The organism is Vicinamibacterales bacterium, from assembly GCA_041659285.1.
Taxonomy (GTDB): domain Bacteria; phylum Acidobacteriota; class Vicinamibacteria; order Vicinamibacterales; family UBA2999; genus 12-FULL-67-14b.
Window position 1 is genome coordinate 12,123 of sequence record JBAZYO010000014.1, and the last position, 20,851, is coordinate 32,973.

General features: G+C 67.7%; 13 protein-coding genes and 1 tRNA gene. 7 read left to right on the forward strand and 7 right to left on the reverse strand.

Annotated elements, in window-relative coordinates; all coding sequences use genetic code 11:
* Positions 1 to 2,544: a cation-transporting P-type ATPase gene (locus tag WC815_19295; protein MFA5910928.1), complete on the forward strand. Its 2,544-nt coding sequence runs from the start codon at positions 1 to 3 to the stop codon at positions 2,542 to 2,544.
* 13 nt (positions 2,545 to 2,557) lie between these two features.
* Entirely contained in the window at positions 2,558 to 3,316 is a 759-nt protein-coding gene (locus WC815_19300) for a lipid-binding SYLF domain-containing protein (protein MFA5910929.1), read from the forward strand.
* A 24-nt stretch (positions 3,317 to 3,340) separates the two neighbouring features.
* Here the strand turns inward: WC815_19300 and WC815_19305 are convergent, their stop codons facing one another.
* The 5 genes from WC815_19305 to WC815_19325 all read right to left on the reverse strand — a co-directional run bounded on the left by WC815_19305 (position 3,341) and on the right by WC815_19325 (position 9,697).
* Positions 3,341 to 4,018 (reverse strand): TrkA family potassium uptake protein, encoded by a 678-nt coding sequence (locus tag WC815_19305; protein ID MFA5910930.1) that lies wholly within the window; start codon positions 4,016 to 4,018, stop codon positions 3,341 to 3,343.
* On the reverse strand, positions 4,015 to 5,553 hold the full coding sequence (locus tag WC815_19310; protein ID MFA5910931.1) for a sodium:proton antiporter: 1,539 nt from the start codon (positions 5,551 to 5,553) through the stop codon (positions 4,015 to 4,017). Before WC815_19310 ends, WC815_19305 begins: the two co-directional genes overlap by 4 nt.
* A gap of 1 nt (position 5,554) precedes the next feature.
* On the reverse strand, positions 5,555 to 7,012 hold the full coding sequence (locus WC815_19315) for a tetratricopeptide repeat protein (GenBank protein MFA5910932.1): 1,458 nt from the start codon (positions 7,010 to 7,012) through the stop codon (positions 5,555 to 5,557).
* A gap of 124 nt (positions 7,013 to 7,136) precedes the next feature.
* Positions 7,137 to 7,709 carry a YfiR family protein gene (locus tag WC815_19320; protein MFA5910933.1) on the reverse strand — a complete coding sequence of 191 codons (573 nt, stop codon included), beginning with the start codon at positions 7,707 to 7,709 and terminating at the stop codon, positions 7,137 to 7,139.
* Positions 7,706 to 9,697: a TonB-dependent receptor gene (locus tag WC815_19325; protein MFA5910934.1), complete on the reverse strand. Its 1,992-nt coding sequence runs from the start codon at positions 9,695 to 9,697 to the stop codon at positions 7,706 to 7,708. The genes WC815_19320 and WC815_19325 overlap by 4 nt, the downstream gene beginning before the upstream one ends.
* Positions 9,698 to 9,932: 235 nt before the next feature.
* Between WC815_19325 and WC815_19330 the strand changes: the two genes are divergently transcribed.
* Positions 9,933 to 10,026 (forward strand) — tRNA-Ser (locus tag WC815_19330).
* 285 nt (positions 10,027 to 10,311) lie between these two features.
* On the opposite strand, the gene WC815_19335 is transcribed toward WC815_19330, so the two are convergent.
* Positions 10,312 to 11,904, reverse strand: a complete 1,593-nt coding sequence (locus WC815_19335) for a M20/M25/M40 family metallo-hydrolase (GenBank protein MFA5910935.1) — start codon at positions 11,902 to 11,904, stop codon at positions 10,312 to 10,314.
* 84 nt (positions 11,905 to 11,988) lie between these two features.
* Between WC815_19335 and WC815_19340 the strand changes: the two genes are divergently transcribed.
* Positions 11,989 to 14,091, forward strand: a complete 2,103-nt coding sequence (locus WC815_19340; GenBank protein MFA5910936.1) for an MASE1 domain-containing protein — start codon at positions 11,989 to 11,991, stop codon at positions 14,089 to 14,091.
* Positions 14,088 to 16,961 carry a serine/threonine-protein kinase gene (locus WC815_19345; GenBank protein ID MFA5910937.1) on the forward strand — a complete coding sequence of 958 codons (2,874 nt, stop codon included), beginning with the start codon at positions 14,088 to 14,090 and terminating at the stop codon, positions 16,959 to 16,961. Before WC815_19340 ends, WC815_19345 begins: the two co-directional genes overlap by 4 nt.
* 23 nt (positions 16,962 to 16,984) lie before the next feature.
* Here WC815_19345 and WC815_19350 read toward each other — a convergent pair whose 3' ends face one another.
* Positions 16,985 to 18,418 carry an amidohydrolase gene (locus tag WC815_19350; GenBank protein ID MFA5910938.1) on the reverse strand — a complete coding sequence of 478 codons (1,434 nt, stop codon included), beginning with the start codon at positions 18,416 to 18,418 and terminating at the stop codon, positions 16,985 to 16,987.
* A gap of 102 nt (positions 18,419 to 18,520) precedes the next feature.
* Between WC815_19350 and WC815_19355 the strand changes: the two genes are divergently transcribed.
* Positions 18,521 to 20,401, forward strand: a complete 1,881-nt coding sequence (locus WC815_19355; protein ID MFA5910939.1) for a hypothetical protein — start codon at positions 18,521 to 18,523, stop codon at positions 20,399 to 20,401.
* A complete protein-coding gene (locus WC815_19360; GenBank protein MFA5910940.1) occupies positions 20,377 to 20,826 on the forward strand; it encodes a rhodanese-like domain-containing protein in 450 nt (149 codons plus the stop codon). Before WC815_19355 ends, WC815_19360 begins: the two co-directional genes overlap by 25 nt.
* Positions 20,827 to 20,851 lie beyond the last annotated feature (25 nt).

A 20,851-nucleotide genomic window follows, 5' to 3' on the forward strand; every position in this document is an offset into this window, starting at 1 on the left:
GTGACCGATGTCGCGCGTGCCGAGACCAGTGAGATTCCGGAAGGGCTCGATGGTCTGTCTTCACTCGAGGCGCGCCGCCGTCTGGCGCAGGCCGGACCCAATCGATGGGTGAAGCGGGACCCGCTGGCGCGGGTTCGCGAGGTCATCGGCCTCCTGCTCGATCCGATGGCCGTGATGCTGGCGGTGGCGGCCACGGTCTACTATCTGCTGGGCGAAACGCGCGACGCCGTCGTGCTCGCCATCGCATTGATCCCGGTGCTCGGCATCGACGTGCTGCTCGAGGCGCGCTCCCGGGCCGCCTTGGACAAGCTGGCCCGCGCCGCCGCGCCGTTCGCGGATGTGGTCCGGCAACGCCACGTAGTGTCGGTGCCGCTCGAAGAGGTCGTTCCCGGCGATCTACTGGTGCTGCGCGAAGGCCATGTGATTGCGGCCGACGGTGTGGTGCAGTGGGCGGCGAATCTCGCGGTGGACGAATCGTCGCTGACGGGAGAATCCGAGCCCCAGTCCAAGCGCGAGTGGCCATCCGATCCGGGCAACGCCCCAGCGGACGCCCGGTTCTTCGCCGGATCACAAATCCTCTCCGGCCACGGCTTTGGCCTCGTCATCACCACTGGTGCGGCGACGCACTACGGCGCCATCGCGGCCCTCGTGTCGCAGACCACTTCCGCGATCAGCCCGTTGCAGCGACAGGCGGCCGTGCTCGTCCGGCGCCTTGGCATTGTCGCCGTGGTGGTGGCGGTGGGGCTCTTCACGTTGAGCCTCAGCCGCGGCGAGTCGTGGACGCGTGCGCTGCTCGGCGCGGTGAGCCTGGCCATGGCCGCCATCCCCGAAGAGTTCCCGATCGTCCTCACGCTGTTCCTGTCGGTGGGCGCCTGGCGGCTGGCGTCGCGCGGCATGCTCGTCCGCCGCCTCGCCAGCGTGGAGACGCTCGGCTCGACGACGGTGATCTGCACGGACAAGACGGGAACGCTGACGCGCGGCGAGTTCCAGGTGACGCATCACCTGGTGCTGGCGCCGGGCCTGTCGGAGCGCGAGTTTCTGGAAGCCGCGGTGCTGGCGTGCGAGCGGCATCCGACCGACGCGATGGAACGGGCCATTGCCGCATACGCAAACGCTCGCGGGGTCTCGCTGCAAGACCTCGAGACCCGGTGGTCGCTGATTCGCGACTACGACTTCGATCCGGGCGGCAAGCACATGTCGCATGTGTGGCACGCGCCGGACCTCGACCAGGCCTACCTCGTCGCGGCGAAGGGCGCCGTCGAAGGCATCCTCGCCCACACGGAACTCGGCGCGGTGGCGCGGCAGGCGGTGCTCGACGCGAACGGCCGGCTCGCGGCGCAGGGGCTGCGCGTGCTCGCGCTCGCGGCCCGGCGCACCGACCGGCCCGGCGCCGGCCGCGACGAGGACGAGCGCGATCTCACGGTGTATGGCCTGCTGGGTTTCCAGGATCCGCTTCGCCCCGAAGTGACGGCGGCAGTGGCCGAGTGCCAGCACGCCGGCATCCGCATCGTCATGATCACCGGCGACCACGCCTTGACCGCGCATGCGGTGGCCGAAGCTGCCGGCATCCTGCACGATGACGATCTGATCATTACCGGAGACGAGCTGGCCGCCCTCGGCGAGGCCGACCGCGCGGCGCGCATCAATCGCGCCGCCATCTTCGCGCGCATCAACCCCGAGCAGAAGTTTCTCATTGTCAACGGGCTGAAAAGCGCCGGCGCCGTCGTGGCGATGACGGGAGACGGCGTCAACGATGCGCCCGCGCTGCGCCGTGCCGACATCGGCATCGCCATGGGCCAGCGGGGCACCGACGTCGCCCGCGCCACCGCGGACCTCGTGCTGCTCGACGACAACTTCGCCTCGATCGTGGAGACCGTTCGCCAGGGCCGCCACATCTTCCAGAACATCCAGCGCGCGTTTCTCTATCTGATTGCGTTTCACATCCCCATCATCGTGCTGGCGATCTGGGCGCCCCTGGCCGGCGTGCCTCTCGTGCTCCTGCCGATCCACCTCGTGTGGCTGGAGCTCATCGTCCATCCGGTCTCGGCCATCGTGTTTCAAGCGGAGCCGGCGGCGGCCGGCATCATGAACCGACCGCCGCGAGATCCCGCGGCGCCGCTGCTGCCGCGCGCGGCGGTGATGCGCTCCGCGACCTCCGGCGGCGTGCTCGCCGTGACGAGCTTCGCGGTCTACTGGTGGCAGTGGGAGTCGCTCGGCGAGGCTCAGGCGCGCGCGTTGACGCTCATCGTGCTGCTGTCCGGCTACCAGGTCCTGATGTTTGCCGAGCGACAGGCGTTGCCGGCGGTCGCCTTGGCGCTGATTCCGCGGACCCTCGTGTTCTGGACCGTCTGGTGCGCCAGCGCGGTCAGCCTGCTCGTGATTCTGTACGTCCCGGCGGCGGCCCAGCTGTTCCGGATCGAGCGCCCCGCGGCCGCACCGGCCGCGATCGGCATCGCGTTGGGAGTGTTGGCGGTGGCGTGGCGCCTGATACCGAGAACATCCAACATGCGGCCGACGTTGAGTGCGCCAATGCTGATTCTGTGACGGATTTCCGCCTTTGACCCAATCCCAGGTGATGTTGGGCCGGGCACGCAGCTTGCAGCGCTTTCACGAGGAAGGTGTAACTGTGAAACTCGTCATTACTACAACTATCGTGGCCACCATGGCGCTGACGCCCCTACTGGCCGCGGACGACGATGCGGCCAAGCGACTTGGCGAGGCGGCGGCAGTCTTCTCAGAGATCATGGACACGCCCGACAAGGGCATTCCCCAGGACCTCGTCAGGAAGGCTCATTGCATCGTGATCGTCCCGGAACTCAAGACGGCGGCGTTCGTCGTCGGCGCCAAATACGGAAAAGGGTTCCTGTCTTGCCGGAACAAGGGCGGCGTTGGCTGGTCTGCGCCCGCGACGGTTCGCATCGAGGGCGGGAGCGTCGGCTTCCAGATCGGCGCCTCCTCGACAGACTTGATCATGCTGATCATGAGTGAACGCGGCGCGGAGAAACTGCTGGAGAGCAAGTTCACGCTGGGCGGAGAGGCCTCGGTCGCGGCAGGCCCCGTGGGACGCACGGCCACGGCTCAAACGGATGCGCAAATGCGTGCCGACATCCTGTCGTGGTCGCGCTCGCAAGGGCTGTTTGCCGGTGTCGCCCTCGAAGGGGCCACATTGCGGCAGGACCTGGATGACAACGCCGAGCTGTATGGCAAGAAGCTCGAGAATCGCCACATCGTGACCTCGGGAGTGCGCCCGCCCGCGGCCGCTGCCAGGCTGATGGCGTTACTGAACAAGTACTCGGTGACCGAACGCCGCGACTAGTCGGGCCGCCTTCGAGGCGTGGCGCTAAAGGGCGCGTTCGGTCATCGCCTTGACAGTCTCCGCGACCTCGCCCGCCCTCGATACCAGGAGCACCGTGGTGCCGCCCTCGACCACCGCGGACCCGCGGGGGGCCTCGATGCTGCCGTCCGCCTTGTACAACGCGGCGAACACGCAGGACGCGGGAAAGCCCGGGAGCGCGACGAGTTCCATGATGGTCTTGCCGGCCGCGGCGCTGCCCGCCGGAACGGTCAGCTCGAAGGCGATGGCACTGCCGTTGCCGAGCAGCATCGCGTGCCGGATCGCATCGTGCTCGATCGCGGTCGCCACCGATCCGGTGATGAGGTCGGTCTCCGACAGGACGCGGTCGATGCCGGCCGCGTTGTAGACGCTCCGATAGGCGTTGTCGCGCATGCGGACCATCACGCGCTCGATGCCGGCGGCGCGGGCGAGCAGGGCGACCGCGAGGTTGTCGGCGTCGCGCCGCAGCATGGCGACCACCACGTCGCTCTGCGCGATGTCGGCTTCGTGGAGCACGGCGGCAATCGTGGCGTCGCCGGTGAGCGCCACCAGGCCGTATTGCGCCGAGGCGCGCCGGGTGACGGCCTCATCGCTGTCGATGATGGTGACCGCGTGTCCGATGCGGGTAAGGTGCGTGGCCACTTCGAGGCCGGCGCGTCCGGCGCCAACAATAACGATCTTCATCGGCTTTCCTTCTCGTGATCGTGGTGGTCGCTCGCCACCGCCTCGAGGATCTGCTTGTCCAGCCCGGCCACGTGCCGGCCGGCCGTGCCATCCGAAATCAGGCCGCGCCGGGCGGCGTCGAGAATGGCCGCCTTGCGCGCCGCGAGCACGGCGGGCAGCGACACGTTGGCGTGGGAGTCTTCGCCGGCCCGGCGCAACGCCAGCTCGGCGTCGATGATGGAACGCTGGAATTCCGCCCAGCGTTCCGCATGTTCGTGGCGCGAGATCAGGCCCGATGCCAGCAGGCTGTCGAGCTCGGTCTGGCCGCGGCGGGCGCCGATCAGGATCGCCCGGCAGTCGTCGGCCAGTTCGTCCTGGATTCCTGCGGCGACTCCCATCCACGTCAGGAAGCGGCGGAAGGGCAGCGCCTGCGTCACCAGTGTCACCAGGGTTACGCCGAACACGATCGCGACCAGGCGGGGCCGGTAGGGGACGCCCTGCGGCAACGACAGCACGGCCGCCATCGACAGTGCGCCCTTGACGTTGCCGAACACCATCACGTGCTGCCAGCGCCAGGGGACGCGCTCCCCGGCCAGGTGCAGCGCGCCGAAGCAGCCGTAGACGGCCACCGCGCGGCCGGCGTGCAACGCGATCACGGCCAGGATGATGGGCCACGCTTCCTGCAGCAGCAGCTCGAAGCGCAACTGCATGCCAACCAGCAGGAACAGCCAGACGTTGATCACGAACGCGGCGAATTCCCAGAAGCCCTGGAGTGCCAGCACGCGCGACGGCTCGAGCCGGGCCCGCATCTCGTGCCCGACCAGCACGCCGGCGATCACCACTGCGATGACCGCCGAGCCGTGCAGTCGCTCGGCGATCAACGAGGTCGCGAACACGGTGACGATCGACGACAGCAACGCGGTGAGGTCGTCCGGCGCGCGCCTGAGCACGAGCATGCCCAGTGTGCCGAAGACGCCGCCGAGCAGCGTGCCGAAGACGATGGCAATCACCAGTTGGCGGCCGATCTGAGCGGGATCGGCATGACCCTGCAAGACCACCGTGGCGGCGACGCTCACCAGCACCAGCGCGGTGCCGTCGTTGAACAGGCTTTCGCCTTCCATGATCGCGGCCAGGCGATGCGGCACGCGCACGCTGCGGAAGGCGAGCAGCACGCTGACCGTATCGGTGATCGCCAGCACCGCGCCCAGCAGCATCGCCACCGGGAACGGCAGGCCGATCGCCCAGGCCGCGATCACCGCCGTGGCCACCAGCGACAGCAGCACACCGGGGAGCGCCAGCGTCAGGATCGGCCGCGCCGCCTGCTGCATGCTGACGTCATCCGCCGACAACGCCCCCTGGAAGATCAGGACCGGCAGGAACACCAGCAGCACGACGGTCGGGTCCATCGGCGTGTCGGGCAGCACGTTCATCAGCATCAGCAGCAGGCCGACGACGACCAGCGCGACGTTGTAGGGAATGCTGATCCGCTTGGCGATGATGGCCACCGCGGAGCCGATCGCCAGGACGACCAGCAGTTGTTCGAAGTAGGCGAGCATCCTAGGCGCGGTCCGGTTTCAGCGTGTCGTTGGTGCACGCCGGGCAGATGCTGTGGGTGAACTCCGCGGCGGTGTGACGGGACACGTAGGCCTCAACCTGCGTCCAGTAGCCCTGATCGTCGCGAATCTTCTTGCACCAGGCGCAGATCGGCAGCATTCCCCTCAGCGTCTGGACCCGATCGAGCGCGTCGGACAGCGTCTCGGCTTGCGCCCGCAAGCGCGCCTCCGACTCGTGCTTCAGGCGGTACCGCGCGTAGAGCGCCGCGAGGCTGATGATGACCAGGCCGGTGATGACGCCCAGCGCGGTGCGGGTCGTCCGCTCCCGCGAAAGCTCGCCGTCGCGCAACGCGCCTTCTTGTTCGAGGACCAGGATCTGGCGCTGCTGGCGCTCGGCCTCCTGGGCCACCTGCAGGCGCTGAAAGCGTGCGGCGTTCTCGACGCTGAACATCCGGTCGCGCGCCTCCTGCTGCTCGAGCTGGTGCCGGTACGCGGCCTGGTAGTCGCCGCGTGCCGCCTCGACCTCGGCCAGCGCCTTGAGCGCGTTCGATCGCATGAGCGGCGCGTCGATGCGGCCGCCAAGGGCCAGCGCGCGGTTGAAGGCGGCCGTGGCGCTGGTGAGGTCCCTCATGCGGCGATAGACGTCGCCGAGGTTCAGCTCGGTCGCCATCTCGCCGCGCTCGTCGCCGGCCTCGCGCCGCAGGGCCAGCGCGCGTTGGTAAGTCCGTAGCGCGGCCGCCGGGCTGGTCTGCGCTTCCACCTGGCCGATCGCGTTCAGCGACACGCCCATGGCGCGATGGTCACCCAGTTGCTCGCGAATCGCCAGCGCGCGCTGGTACGCCGCCAGCGCCGCCGCGTAGTCGTGCTTCTCGAAGTGGACCAGGCCGATGTTCTGGTGCGAATACGCCTCGCTCGCCTTCATGCCCAGCTCGATCTTGATGGCGAGTCCCTGCTGGTGCCGCGCCAGGGCCCGGTCGTACTCGCGCATGTTGCGGTGCACGTTGCCCAGGTTGTTGAAGGAGTAGGCAAGGCCCTCCTTGTCGCTGGTGCGCTCGCGAATCGCGAGGGCCTTCAGGTGGTAGTCGAGGGCCTCGGGATAGCGCGCCGCGTCGGCTTCGGTCAGCCCCAGCGTGTTGTAGCCCTGCGACTCACCCCACTCATCGCCGGCCTGCACATACAGGCGCACCGATTCGAGGGCGTTCTGCCGGGCGAGGTCGAGCAGGCTCTGGCTGCGGTAGCCGTAGGCGACGTAGTTGAGCGCTTCGGCTTCCCCGCGCACGTCGCGGGCCGCACGGGCCGCTGACCGGGCCTTCAGCGCCAGCGCCAGCGACTTGTCCGGGTCGGTGTCGCTCAGCGCCTTGGCTTCGGCATTGAGCGAGGCGACCGGCCCGGTCGCTCCCGGTTGGGCCAGGGCCTGGCCCGCCGCCACGGACACCAGCACGCAAGCAAGCAGAAGGCGCATGCCGCAAGGATGCCTCATCGGGGGCCCGGATCACTAGCTACGTATTCTCGGGGAGGACGGCATACGCCCGCGCGCATGTACGTCGAGAGCAGCGGTCCGTCACGTCACGAACCAGGCGCTGAGGCTATTGACTACTGCGATCTCGAATGACTTTGGCCAGCCCGAGCAGACGCGAGCTGAGGCGGGGCCCCGAGCGTTCGACCGCGTCCACGTTGATGGCGAAGCGCATGCGTCCGCTTTCGACGTAGAGCTCGATGATGCCACCCGATTCCGCGAAGCCTCGGTTGTCGCTGACCGTCAGGACCGGCGCCGTCCGGACCGCGGTCAGTCCGCTCGTCGCCTGGCGGATCTGGGCCTCGGCGACGAACAGCACCTGGCAGCCGGGCCACTCGGTGCTGTCCTTCGGCCGCCCGAGCTCGAGGGAGTGGCCGTTGATGCTCTGTCCGCGGACGGTCTCGGCGAACGCCGCACCGATGCCGTCGTCCCCGACAATGCAGACGACGATCGGTAGGCCCGGCGCCAGCGCCGGCCATTCCGTAAACTTGGCAAAGTTGTAGATGAAGGCCGCCTTGACGGCTGCGCCCGGCGCGACCTGGGCGTGAAGGTCGACCGCCATCACGGGCGTGAGCAGGCAGGTGGCCATCACGATGCCGGCAAGGCCGGGCGCCCCGAGATGCCCACGCCTGGCGGTCGTCATTGGAAGGTCCATCGCACCCGAATGCTGGCGCTGCGGGGCACTTTGGTCGTGAGCAACGCCGGTTCGGTCAGGAGGAACTCGAAATGCGCCTTGTCAAGGAGGTTCTGTCCAATGGCCACGAGCGAGAGCCCGGACGTGAACTTCCATTCTGCGTAGACATCCGCTCGCGTGTACGAATCAACCTGCAATAGCTCCAGCGGGCCCACGTGGAAGACGGCGAGGTCGAGCGTTCCGCGCGTGCCCACCGAGAACCCTGACCGCACCTGCCATTGCCCCCGCGGCGCGCTCCCGTCTTCAAGAGCGCCGTCGGGATCCCCGCTCGCCGGGGACAGATCCGGCGTCAGGTGGAACCGCGAGTAGCTGGCTTCGAGGCGCCAGGCAGGGACCGGGTCCCAGTGAGCCGCGATCTCGAAACCGCGAGTCGTCGCCTTGAGCTCGTTGCCGAGCGTCGTAATGACCTCGACGCGCGGCGACGGAATGAACCGGACGACGGGCGGGTTTGGTTCGAGGGTGCGCAGGTCGTCGTAACGACCGGCGAATCCGGTCGCATCGATTGATGCGGAGGAACCGATCGTGAGCCGGTACCCGACTTCGGCATCGATGAACTGCTCGGTTCTAGCTGCAGGATTCCCCAGGACCGTGACGAAGAGCGGGAATCCGCCCGGGCCCGGCGCCGGGGGTAAGTCGTCTCTGAGGCCGCGATCGATCAGCGACGGCGTTCGCAAGGCGCGAGACGCGGCGGCCCACACACGCTGGCGAGGCCGGGCCCTCCACATCAGGCGCGCGGTGGGCTGCACACCCATACCCGAATACGAGTCGTACTGCACCTGGCTGCCAAGGATGAGCGCCAGCCGGTTCGAGAGCAGCGCGATCTCGTCCTGAACGAAGCCGGTCACCAGCGACGCGTTGTCTTCGGGCGGAATCAGCAAGAACTCGCCGTTGCCGTCGAATCGTTCGCTGGTGAACCGGTAGCCCGCGCCGGCAATCAGTTGGTGACGCGCACCGAGCCGCATGGAGTATTGCGTGTCGACGTCGAACGCGTGCCGGCGGAATTCACCAACGGGTTCGTGCCGGCCCGCGACATCGACGAACGACTGGATCTGCATCGACGCGCCGCTGTCGCGCGTCTTGGTCCATCTTCCCAGGATGTAGCTGCCCCAGGTTTCCGTCGGATCGCTGAAAAACGCTTCTTGCGCGGCCGCTTGCGGGTCCGGATTGGGCCAGAGGCCCCGTCCACGGCCGGCTTCGATGCCACCCATCAGCGTAAACGCCCCCGGGCTCTTTCCCAAGTCGACCCGGAATCCTGTGGCGACGCTGTCGGAGCCGTCGCTCTTGTCCGAGCCCGGAGTGTCCGACGATTCATCCCGGGCGGTCCACTGGCCGTGGAGACGGTAATGCGCCGAACCGAGCGACCCGCCGTAGCGCACGGCTCCCTGTTGCGCGGAACTCCCACCGTCGAGACGAACGAGTCCGCCCTGTGTGTCGGCGGCCGTCTTGGTGACGATGTTGATGACACCGTTCATCGCGTTGGCGCCCCAGAGGGCCGCCCCCGGACCGCGAATGACTTCGATCCGATCGATGTCGTCCAGCATCAGGTCGCCGACTTCCCAGAACACGCCGGAGAACAACCGGTTGTAGATGCTGCGGCCGTCGACGAGTACCAGCAACTTGTTCGAGTACAACCCGTTGAACCCGCGCACCGACACGGCCCACTTGTTGAAATTGCCCTGCGCGACGTTGACGCCGGGCGCCAGCCGCAGCAGGTCCGGGATCGTGCTCATGCCAGAACGACGAATGGCGTCGTGCGTGATCACGTAAATCGCAGCCGCTGCGTCCGAGGCGGGCTGTTCCCGTCGCGACACCGACGTGATTTCGATCCGCATCAGGTCCTCGAGCGACATCTCACTGAGGTCCGGCGGACGGGTCTGTGCGAGGCCCGGCGACGCGACGGACAGGACGAACAACGCGAGCAGGACGAGCCGGCTCATCGGCGCCCTGTTGTCGCGGCTCGCCAAACGAGGAGAAGCCTCTCCCATCTCGCCCGCTGCGCGGCGAGACGCCACGACTGCAGAGCTTGGATCGAGGGACCTCATATCGACAAGGCTGCCACTTGCCCCGGTCTCGAAGTGTTCAATAGGGCACAGGGGATTTTGCGGCCGATTCCCGGCACGCGAAAAGGGCGTTCGCGTATGTGCTTGCGGGCCGTATACTTAGAGGTCAGCTGGTGAGGTGGCCGAGAGGCTTAAGGCGGCGGTTTGCTAAACCGTTGTAGGGATTTAAACCCCTACCCAGGGTTCGAATCCCTGCCTCACCGCCATCATTCGGCCTGCGGCCTCATTCGTCGGCTCGGCAGGTCTTCGGGTTCAATGGCCAGCGCTTCGCGCCGGCCATAGTGCGAATCCCTCGACAATCGCCACCATTCGGCCTTCGGCCTCACTCGCGGTTCGGCAGGTCTTCGGGTTCAATGGGCCGTCGGGCTTCGCCCTCCGGCCCACAGCGCGAATCCCTCTGGCTCGCCATCGGGCGGCCTTCGGCCTCCCTCGGCTCGCGGGTCGGGCTCAAATCAACAAGTCGCCAACTCACCAGATCGCGAAATTCGCGATCACCTGGTGGCCGGCGTTGCTTTGGGCAGCGCGCGCCTTGGCAGCATCTGCTCGCGGTTCGCGGCGTGGTACAGGAACGCCGCGGTGATCGCCGCGTTCTTCATCAGGTCGCCCGCGATCAGCTGGTCGTAGACGTCGAGGCTGGAGTGGTGCGTGCGGCTCGAGTACTGCACCGGGTCCTGGATGAACTGGAAGCCGGGCAGGCCCACCGCGTGGAAGGCCTGGTGATCGGTGCCGCCGGTGTTGCGAATGGTCAGGTCGGTCATGCCGATGTTGCGGAACGGTTCCATCCACGCGCGGAAGATGGGCGCCACAGCCTCGTTGCCTTGCAGGTAAACGCCGCGATAGGCGCCGGTGCCGTTATCCATGTTGAAGTAGCCGGCCAGCTTGGCGTGCTCGGGCTTCAACTGCATGTTGGCGGGATCTGCGAAGTGGGCCTTCACGTACTCGCGCGAGCCGATGAGGCCCTGCTCTTCACCCGTCCACAAGCCGAGGCGCACCGTGCGGCGCAGCTTGACGCCGGACTGCTTCAGGATGCGCATCGCTTCCATCATCACCGACGAGCCCGAGGCGTTATCTACCGCGCCGGTGCCCGCGTGCCACGAATCGAAGTGGGCGCCGAGCATCACGATTTCGTCCGCCTTGTCGGTGCCGGGAATCTCGGCGACGATGTTGAACATGCCGAGGTTGGCGTCGTGGAAGGTGTTGCGCACGTCCACCTCGATGGTGACCGGCGTGCCCTTTTCCACCATGCGCGCCAGCCGGTTGTAGTGCTCGGTGGCCACCGACAACTGCGCCGGCACCGGCGGGTCCTTCGGGTTGCGCGGACCACCGCCGCCGGTGAGCACGCTGCCGCTGTCGCCGCGGCCGTTACCCGGCTCGAGCACGGCCACCACGCCTTCGGCCAGCAGGAACGCGTTGCGCTTCGCGGCGAACGCCTGCGCCTGGCCGGGGTTGAAGTTGCCCTGACCGCGCGCCGGACCCACTTCCTGCTGCTGCATGCCGGTGAGGTCGGTGTCGGTGAAGCGCCTGGCGGGCGCGTCCCACAGCGGCGCCACCGGACGCGCGGCCTGCAACAGGACGACCTTGCCCTTCAGCTTGCCCCGGAACTTGTCGAGGTCGGCATCAGCCGCCATCGGCGCGAGCACCACGTCGGCGGTGATCGCGGCGCCGGTGCCCGGCGTCCACGCCCTGGCATAGGCGACGACCGGCCACGGGGTCGGCTTGATCACGTGGACCACGGTGCGCTCGTTGCTCCAGCCGCGCCCGAATTCGGCGCCCCAGGCCTCCTGCTTGACGTTGGCGAGACCCCACTCGGACAGCTTCTTCACGGTCCAATCGGCGGCGGCGCGCATCTGCGGTGAGTTGGTGAGCCGCGGCCCGTGGACCTCGGTGAGCCACCACGCGGTGTCCATCACCTGCGAGCGATCGAAGGCCTCTTCCTTGATGCGCTGGATGGCCTGGAGATCAACCGATTCCCCCGACTGCGCCGACAGGGCCAGAGCCCCCGTCATGACCAGGGCCACGCACGCTACCGGCAGCAACAACGCTCGTCGTCTCGTTACCATGTCATCCTCCAGGGGCAATTTCACCCTTGGAGTGTACCTTGGGAGCCAGTTCCGGCGTCCGCGCAACCACCTTGCGCCCACGGACCTCAGCCGATACGCTTCACCCACGTGCGCGAGATTTCCGCCCTGACAACCTCCCTGCGAGCCTGGTTTACCGCCCACGACCGGGTCGGGGTGGTGGTGCTCAACCTTGCCGTGGCGCTACTTGCGTGGGGGCTGGCCGAACTGGTGCTGTTGCCGACTATCGGTGGCCGCACCGCCACGCCGATCTGGCCACCCGTCGGCCTGGCCGTGGCCATCACCTACATCGGCGGTTTCCGCCTGCTGCCGGGCGTGGTGCTCGGGTCGTTCCTGGTCAACTATCCCCGGTTCGCACTCCAGTGGTCGGTTTTCATGGCCCTGGCGCAGGTGGTCCAGCCAATCCTGGTCGTCCGCATCCTGCGCGCGCTGAAGTTCGACGAGCGTCTCGAGCGCGTGCGCGACCCGATCATCCTGTCCCTGGTGGCCGGCCCGGCCGGCGCGTTGGCGGCCGCCGTGATCGTGGTCGGCATCAGCTTCGTCGCCGGCACCGTCTCCGCAGGGGAGTTCTTCTACCAGCTCACCCTGTGGTGGCTCCGTGACTGGCTGGGAACCGTGGTGACCGCGACGTTGATACTGGCGTGGTTCAGGGGCCGCCGCACGGTGTGGAAGTGGCCGCGCGTGGCCGAGGCCCTCGCGCTCCTGGTCACCCTGTGGGCCGGCGCGCAGGTCATGTTCGGCCTCTGGGGCATGTTCGCGGATCGCGACGTGCCCGTCGGGTTCGTGTTCTTCCCGATTGTCGGCTGGGCCGGGCTCCGCTTCGGCGCCCGTGGTGCCGCCACCGTCGTGGCGCTGATCTCGGCGGTCGCCGTCGCCATTGCCGGCATGGGCGTCGGCCCGTTCGCCACCTTCCCGGTCGCGTTCACGCAGTTCCTGTTGTTCGCCTTCCTGGGGCTGGGGTCGCTCAGCGGCCAGTTGCTGGCGGCGATCATGGCGGAGCGTGACGACGCGCTCGAGCGGCGGCTGCTGCTCGAAGAGCAATTGCGGCACTCGCAGAAAATGGAGGCCGTGGGCCGGCTGGCCGGCGGCATCGCCCACGACTTCAACAACCTTCTCACCGCGATCATCGGCTACACCGAAATCGTGCTGACCTCGCTCGACCCCAAGGACGAACGGCGCGCCGACGCCGAAGAGATCGGCCGCGCCGCGATGCGCGCCGCCGACCTGACGCGCCAGATGCTCGCGTTCAGCCGCCGCCAGGTGCTGCAGCCGAAGGTCATCGACCTCAACACCGCGTTGGGCAAGGTGGAACCGATGCTGCGCCGCGTGATTGGCGAAGACATCGTGATGACGGTCACCGGCAAGGCGACGACGCCGCACGTCCGCGTCGACCCCGGCCAGGTGGAACAGGTGGTGATGAACCTGGTCGTCAACGCGCGTGACGCCATGCCGCAGGGCGGCCGCCTCACCGTGGAAACCGCCGACGCCGTCCTCGACGAGGCCGCGGTGGCGGATCAGCCGGACGTCAAGCCCGGCCCCTACGTGATGCTGTCAGTGTCTGACACCGGCGTCGGCATGCCGCCGGAAGTGCGCGCCCGTATCTTCGAGCCGTACTTCACCACCAAGGACGTCGGCAAGGGCACCGGCCTCGGCCTCTCCACCGCCTACGGCATCGTTCGGCAGAGCGACGGCCACATCTCGGTGTCGAGCGAGCTCGGTCTCGGCACGACTTTCCGCATCTACCTGCCGCGCGCGGAAGCGCCGGCGCCGGCGCCGGTGGATCCGTCGGTCGAGAAAATGCCCGAGGGCACCGAGCACATCCTCCTGGTGGAAGACGACGCCTCGGTCCGCCGGCTGTCGAAGGAACTGCTGTTGCGACTGGGCTACTCAGTGACGGAGGCCGCATCCGGCCGGGCCGGATTGGCGCTGGGCAGTGACGACACGCGGCATTTCGACCTGGCGCTGTGCGACGTCATCCTCGGCGACATGAGCGGACCGGCGGTGGCCGAAGCGCTGCGCGCGTTGCGCCCATCGATTCGCGTCCTGTATATGTCGGGCTACATGGACGAGGCCATCGTCAAGACCGGCGTGCTGGATGAGGGCCAGCCCTTCCTGCAGAAGCCGTTCACGCCGATGCTGCTCGCGAAGAAGATTCGCGAGGTGCTGGACGAGCCCGAGACCGGGAACCTGTGATCGACGAGACCATCTCGCACTACCGCGTGCTGTCGCGCCTCGGCGCGGGCGGCATGGGCGTGGTCTACGAGGCGGAAGACACCCGCCTCGGTCGCAAGGTGGCCATCAAGTTCCTGCCCGACGAAGCCGGCTCCGACGGCGACGCCGTCCAGCGCTTCCTCCGCGAAGCGCGCGTCATCTCCAGCCTCAATCACCCGCACATCTGCACCCTCTACGACATCGGCGAGCACAACGGCCAGCAGTTCATGGTGATGGAACTGCTCGACGGCCAGACGCTGAAGGATCGCGTCGCCAGGGGCGCGCTGCCGCCCGATGACGTGCTGGAGCTGGGCGCGCAAATGGCGGACGCGCTGGACGCCGCGCACGCGCAGGGCGTGATCCACCGCGACATCAAGCCGGCCAACCTCTTCATCACCCGGCGCGGCACGCTGAAGGTGCTCGACTTCGGCGTCGCCAAGTTGAGCAAGGCGGCGCGCGGCCACGAACATCTCGACTCCACCGTCGGCGCCACCGATCAACTGACGACGATGGGGACGACGATCGGGACGGTGTCGTACATGTCGCCCGAGCAGGCGCGCGGCCAGGAGATTGACGCGCGCAGCGACGTGTTCTCGGCGGGCGTCGTGCTCTACGAAATGGCCACCGGCCAGCTGCCGTTCCCCGGCGCGACGGTGGCGACGATCTTCGAGGGCCTGCTCACCAAGCAACCCGTGCCGCCGTCGCAGGTGCGTGCCGGCGTGTCACCGGAGTTCGACCGCATCATCGACAAGGCGTTGGAGAAGGACCGTGAGACGCGTTACCAAAGCGCCGCCGAGCTGCGCGCCGACCTGAAGCGGTTGAAGCGGACGACCGAGTCGGGAGCCACCGCTGCCGCAAGGGTGCCCGTCAGGGCCGCGACGGCCAATGTGGCGTCCGGCTTTAGCCGGACCGTGCCGGCCGCTCAGGCGGCAGCGCCCGCCCCAGCCTGGCGCAAGCGGGTTCTCGTGGGCACGCCACTGGTGATGGTCGCGCTCGTTGGCGGCTTCTTCTTGTATCGATCGATCACCACGCCGGCGCTGACCGGGAAAGACACCGTGGTGCTGTCGTCGGTCGTGAACCGCACCGGCGACACCATGTTCGACGACACCCTCGGGGAGGCGCTGGCGCTGCAGCTGCGGCAGTCGCCGTTCCTGAACGTGGTGCCGGACCAGCAGGTGCAGTCCACGCTGCGGTTGATGGGGCGCGAGCCGATGACGCCGATCACCGCCGAGGTGGGACGCGAAGTGTGCCAGCGCGCCGGCGCCAAGGCGCTGCTGGGCGGCACCATCGCCATGCTCGGCTCCGCCTACGTCGTCACGCTCAACGCCCAAGACTGCGTCGACGGCCGGGTGCTGGCGGAAGAGCAGGTGCAGGCCAGTTCGAAAGAGACGGTGCTGGCGGCGCTCGGCGGCGCGGTGTCGGTGTTTCGCGAGAAGCTCGGCGAGTCGCTTGGATCCATTCAACGCTACGACGCGAAGATCGAGGAGGCCAGTACGCCCTCGCTCGAAGCGCTCAAGGCCTACAGCCAGGGCCTGCGCACGCGGCGCACCAGCGGCGATTTCGATTCGGTGCCGTTCTTCCGCCGGGCGGTCGAACTCGATCCCGAGTTCGCGCTGGCCTACGCGCGCCTTGGCACCGTCTACTCGAATCTCGGCCAGTCCGACGAAGCGCGCAAGATGACGGCCAAGGCCTACGAGTTCCGCGCCAAGGTGAGCGAAGTAGAGCGCTTCTACATCGAGGCGCGCTACTACACGACGGCGGCGCCCGACGTGCAGAAGGCCCTCGACGTCTATCGCGTGTGGCTGTCGGCGTATCCCAACGACTACACCGCGCTGGCGAATTCGGCGTTGCTGCTCAAACAGCGCGGCGACGCCGCGGAGGCGTTGCGCAACCAGGAAGCCGCCACCCGCGTCGCGCCGGATCAGCCGATTGCGTGGGGCAATCTCGGCGACACCTACTTCAGCCTTGGCCGCTACCCCGAGGCGAAGGCGGCGTTTGACACCGCGCTGAAGCTACAGGACTCGGTGGGGTCACACGCCAGCCTCTTCACGCTGGGCATCCTGACCGGCGACCAGGCGCTGGCCGACGCGCAGGTCGAAGCGATGCGCGGCAAGCGCGAAGAGGCGGACTTCCTCGGCGTCCGCGTCCAGGCCTCGGCGTTTCTCGGCCGCCTGAAGGAAGCGGCGGCCTTCGCCACCGAGTGGCAGGCGCGGATGGACGCCGCCAGCCGCCGGACACAGACCGGCTCGGGCCTGATGTCGCTCGCGATCAGCGAAGCGCTGGTTGGGCTCACCGATGCAGCCCGGGCGCGGGTGGCTGCCGCGCTCGACGACGAGCTGCTCACGGTGGACAACATCGACGAACGGCTCGTGGTGGCCGCAGTCAACGCGGATGCGACCGAAGCTCGCGAGTTGTTGCCGCCGGCGATTGAGCAACTCCGGAAGCGCACCGGCACCGGCCCCGAAGCCGCCGCCGGCGAACGCGCGCTGAGGGCGCTGGCGTTTCTCGGCGAGGGCAAGGCGGCCGAGGCGATCTCGCTGCTCGAGCCGGTGACGTTCGATGCGCAACATGGCGAGCAAGTCACCATCTGGACGATCGCCCACGTCCAAACCAGGGACTGGCCTGCGGCCATCAAGGGCCTGAGCTTCATGGTGGACGACAAATCGCAGCGCGGCCTCGGCACCACCAGGGCCTACGCGATGGTGTCGCTGGCGCGCGCGCAGGCGGAGGGCGGGCAGAAAGATGAGGCCCTCAAGACCTATCAGCGGTTCTTCGACTTCTGGAAAGACGCCGACCCGGACGTGCCGCTGCTCATCCAGGCCCGCGACGAGTTCGCCAGGCTCAGCTCATAGTCCGCCTGAAGGCGGACGCCACATCAACGAATGGTCTTCGGGGCTTTCTGCCCTTCGGGGATCAGCGTCGTGTAATTCTGATCCGCCATCGCCCTCTTGAGATCCTCGCGCGATCGCTGAATCAGCTCAGGTGAGCGATACAGATCGATCGCCGACGCGGCAATCGCCTTGGCGGCCACCATCATCCCCTTCTCGCCGATGCTCGTGCCGGTGCACGCGACGATCTGCCAGCTGTGTCCCGGCGCGCCGTAGGTGTGAGTGGCGGCGGTGAACTGGCCGACCGGGAAGAACCAGGTGAGGTCGCCGACGTCGGTGGAGTGCGTGCCCTGGCTCGGTGGCCCGGCGGGCAGCGCCTCGACGCGCTCGGCGAGGGCGAGCGCCGGCTGCGGCTTGAGGTCCTTCTGGGTCGCGCGCGCGAACGCCTTCTCGCGCTCGTCGAATTTGGGCGCGCCCACCAGCTCCAGGTTCTTCTGGATTACCTCCACCAGCGTGCGGTTGGGCAGCACCTCGTGCATGTCGGCGTCCACGCGCGTTTCGACCAGCTTCGTCCGGCTCATCGCCGCGGCGGCGCGGGCAATCTCGCTGAGCCACACGAAATACTCCTCGACGTCGGTGTGCTTGTTGGCGCGCAGGTAGTACCAGACTTCCGCTGACGGCGGCACCACGTTGGGCTGCCCGCCGCCGTTGGTGATCACGTAGTGGATGCGGGTGTCTTCCTTGACGTGCTCGCGCATGTAGTTGACGCCCACGCTCATCAGCTCCACCGCGTCGAGCGCGCTCCTGCCCTGGTACGGCGAGACCGAGGCGTGCGAGGCGAGGCCTTCGAACTTGAACTTCACCGACACCATCGCCTTGGAGTAGTCCCACGCCGCGGCGGTGGAGTCGCCGGCGTGCCACGCGAGGATGGTGTCGACGTCCTTGAAGATGCCTTCGCGCAACATGTAGGTCTTGCCAATGCCGGTCTCTTCCGCCGGCGTGCCGAACAGCTTGACCGTGCCCTTGATGGCGCCGGAGGCGAGCGCCTGCTTGATGGCGATGGCGGCGCCGCTGCTGGCCGTGCCGAACACGCTGTGGCCGCAGCCGTGCCCGGCCATCACGCCGGTCCGCGACGAGCGTTCCGGCGACGCGTCTTGCGACAGCCCCGGCAGCGCGTCGAACTCGGCCAGTATGCCAATCACCGGCTTGCCGGTGCCGTAGCTCGCCACGAACGCCGTGGGCATGTTCGCCACGCCCGCCTCGACGGTGAAGCCGTTGTCGCGGAGCAGGGCCTGCAACTCGGCGGACGACTTCGTTTCCTCGAGCCCCGTCTCCGCCCACGTCCAGATGTTGCGGTTCACCCGGTTGAGGGTGGACGCGTTGCTGTCGATCCAGCCGAGCGCGGCGGTCTTGGGATCCGACTGCGCCGACGTCTGGATGCCGATCAGGATCAACGTGGCCGCGAGAAAGAGCTTCGTCATGGCAGAGATAATAGCCCACGGGATCGGCCACAGCGACCCGTCGTCTGTCTTCTCTGCGTCTCTGTGCTCTCTGTGGCCAATGTTCGTGGCATGCTAGGCGGAATGGCGAAACGGTTTCTCGTGGTTGTTCTCATTCTCCTGGTCCGCTCGACAGCGTGGGCGCAGGCGCCGGTTGAATACAAGCTCTCGTTCCCCGCGCCGGAGCATCGCTGGATGCAGGTGGAAGCGAAGTTCGCCGCGGTGCCCGCGGGAGTGCTGCAGGTGCGGATGGCGCGGACCTCGCCGGGCCGCTACGCCCTCCACGAGTTCGCCAAGAACGTGTTCGACGTCTCGGTGGTCAACGGCAAGGGCCAGCCACTGACGGCCGCTCGTCCGGATCCCCACCAGTGGGACATCGCCGGCCACGACGGCACGGTCGTGGTGACTTACAAGGTCTTCGGCGACCGCACCGACGGCACCTATCTCGGCATCGACTCGATGCACGCGCACATCAACATCCCGGCGGCGCTGATGTTCGCCCGCGGGTGGTTCGAGCGACCGGCGCGGGTCACGTTCGTGCAGCCGTCCGGCAAGTCGTGGAAGGTGGCCACGCAGTTGTTCCCGACCACTGATCCGCTGGTCTTCACCGCGCCCAACATCCACTACCTGATGGACAGCCCCACCGACTTCAGCGCCTTCACGCTCCGCGAGTTCACCGTGGACGACGGCCAGAAGCGGAACGGTCCACCGCCGACCTTCCGCATTGCCCTGACCCACGACGGCACCGACGCCGAAGCCGATGCCTTCGCCAAAGACGTCGAGCGCATCGTCCGCGAAGCCGTCCCGGTGTTCGGCGAGCTGCCGCGGTTCGAGACCAACACCTACACGTTCCTGAGCGTGTACTTGCCGTGGGCCAGCGGCGATGGCATGGAGCACCGCAACAGCACGTCGCTCACCAGTTCCGGGGCGCTGCGCAATCCGCAGCAGCGGCAGGGCATTCTCGGCACCGTGTCGCACGAGTTCTTCCACACCTGGAACATGGAGCGCCTGCGCTCGAAGGGCATCGAGCCGTTCGACTTCGAAGAAGCCGACATGAGCGACGACCTGTGGCTCGGCGAGGGCTTCACCAACTACTTTGACGGCCTGATTCTCGAGCGGGCCGGCCTGATGACCATGGATGGATTCATCGGCGACCTGGCGGGCATCATCAACGCCGTCACCTTGAGTCCCGGCCGGCAGTTCCGCAGCGCGATCGACATGAGCCGGCTGGCGCCGTTCGTGGATGCCGCGGTGTCGATCGATCGCACGGCCTGGCCCAACCTGTTCATCTCGTACTACACCTACGGATCGGCGATTGGCTTCGGCCTGGATCTGTCCCTGCGCGATCGATCGGATGGCAAGACCACGGCGGATGACTTCATGAAGGCGTTGTGGGCGCAGTTCGGCAGGCCCGGGCAGAAGGAACCCGGCAAGGTGGCGACGGCCTACACGCTTGACGGGCTGAAAGAGACGCTGGCGAAGGTGTCGGGCGACCGCGGCTTTGCCAACGACTTCTTCAACAAGTTCGTGGAAGGCCGCGAGCTGGTGGATTACACGCGCCTGCTCGGCCGGGCCGGGCTGGTGCTGCGCAAGCGGGCCGCCGGCAAGGCGTTCCTGGGCCAGGTCCAACTGCAAGGCGGTGGCAGCGCCCTGCGCGTGACCGGCCTGGTGCCGTGGGAGACGCCGCTCTACCAGGCGGGCGTCGCGCAGGACGATCAACTGGTGAGCCTCGGCGGCGTGGACCTGACGTCGATGGCGATCTTCGAAGAGGCTCTCTCGAAGCGGAAGCCTGGCGACACCGTGCCGCTGCGTTTCGTTCGCCGGAGCGGCGAGACCGTGAACGGCACGGTCACGCTGGTTGAAGATCCGCGCGTGGAGATCGTGACCGTCGAAAAGGCCGGCGGCACGCTGACCGGCGATCAGCGGAGGTTCAGGGAGTCATGGCTCAACTCGCAAAGACGCTAGCCCTCGTACTTGTCGCCGGCCTAGTGCTGGCCCTGCTCTCCGTCTCGTCCGCCGTAGCTTCAGCGAAGGCGGAAGCCTTGGCGACGGAGGGGCAGGCCATCCGCGCCGTGCCGCGCATCACGATCGACGAGCTCAGGGTGTTGATGGAGGAGAAGGCGGTGGTCGTGCTCGACGTCCGCGAGCCGGCGGCGTTCGAGAAGGGCCGCATTCCCGGTGCGATCAACATCGACTACACGCAGGTGCTGAAGCAGGCGGACCGATTCGCGGGCGAGAAGCGCACGATTGTGGCCTACTGCGCCTGCGCCAACGAGATGACAGCGGCTCGCGCCGCCGTCGACCTGGCGGCGAAGGGCATCCCCGGCGCCAAGGCGCTCAAGGGTGGCTGGGACGGCTGGGTCGCGAGTGGCGAAGCAGTGGAGAAGTAGAGTCCGGCTTTGATGTGGCGTCCGG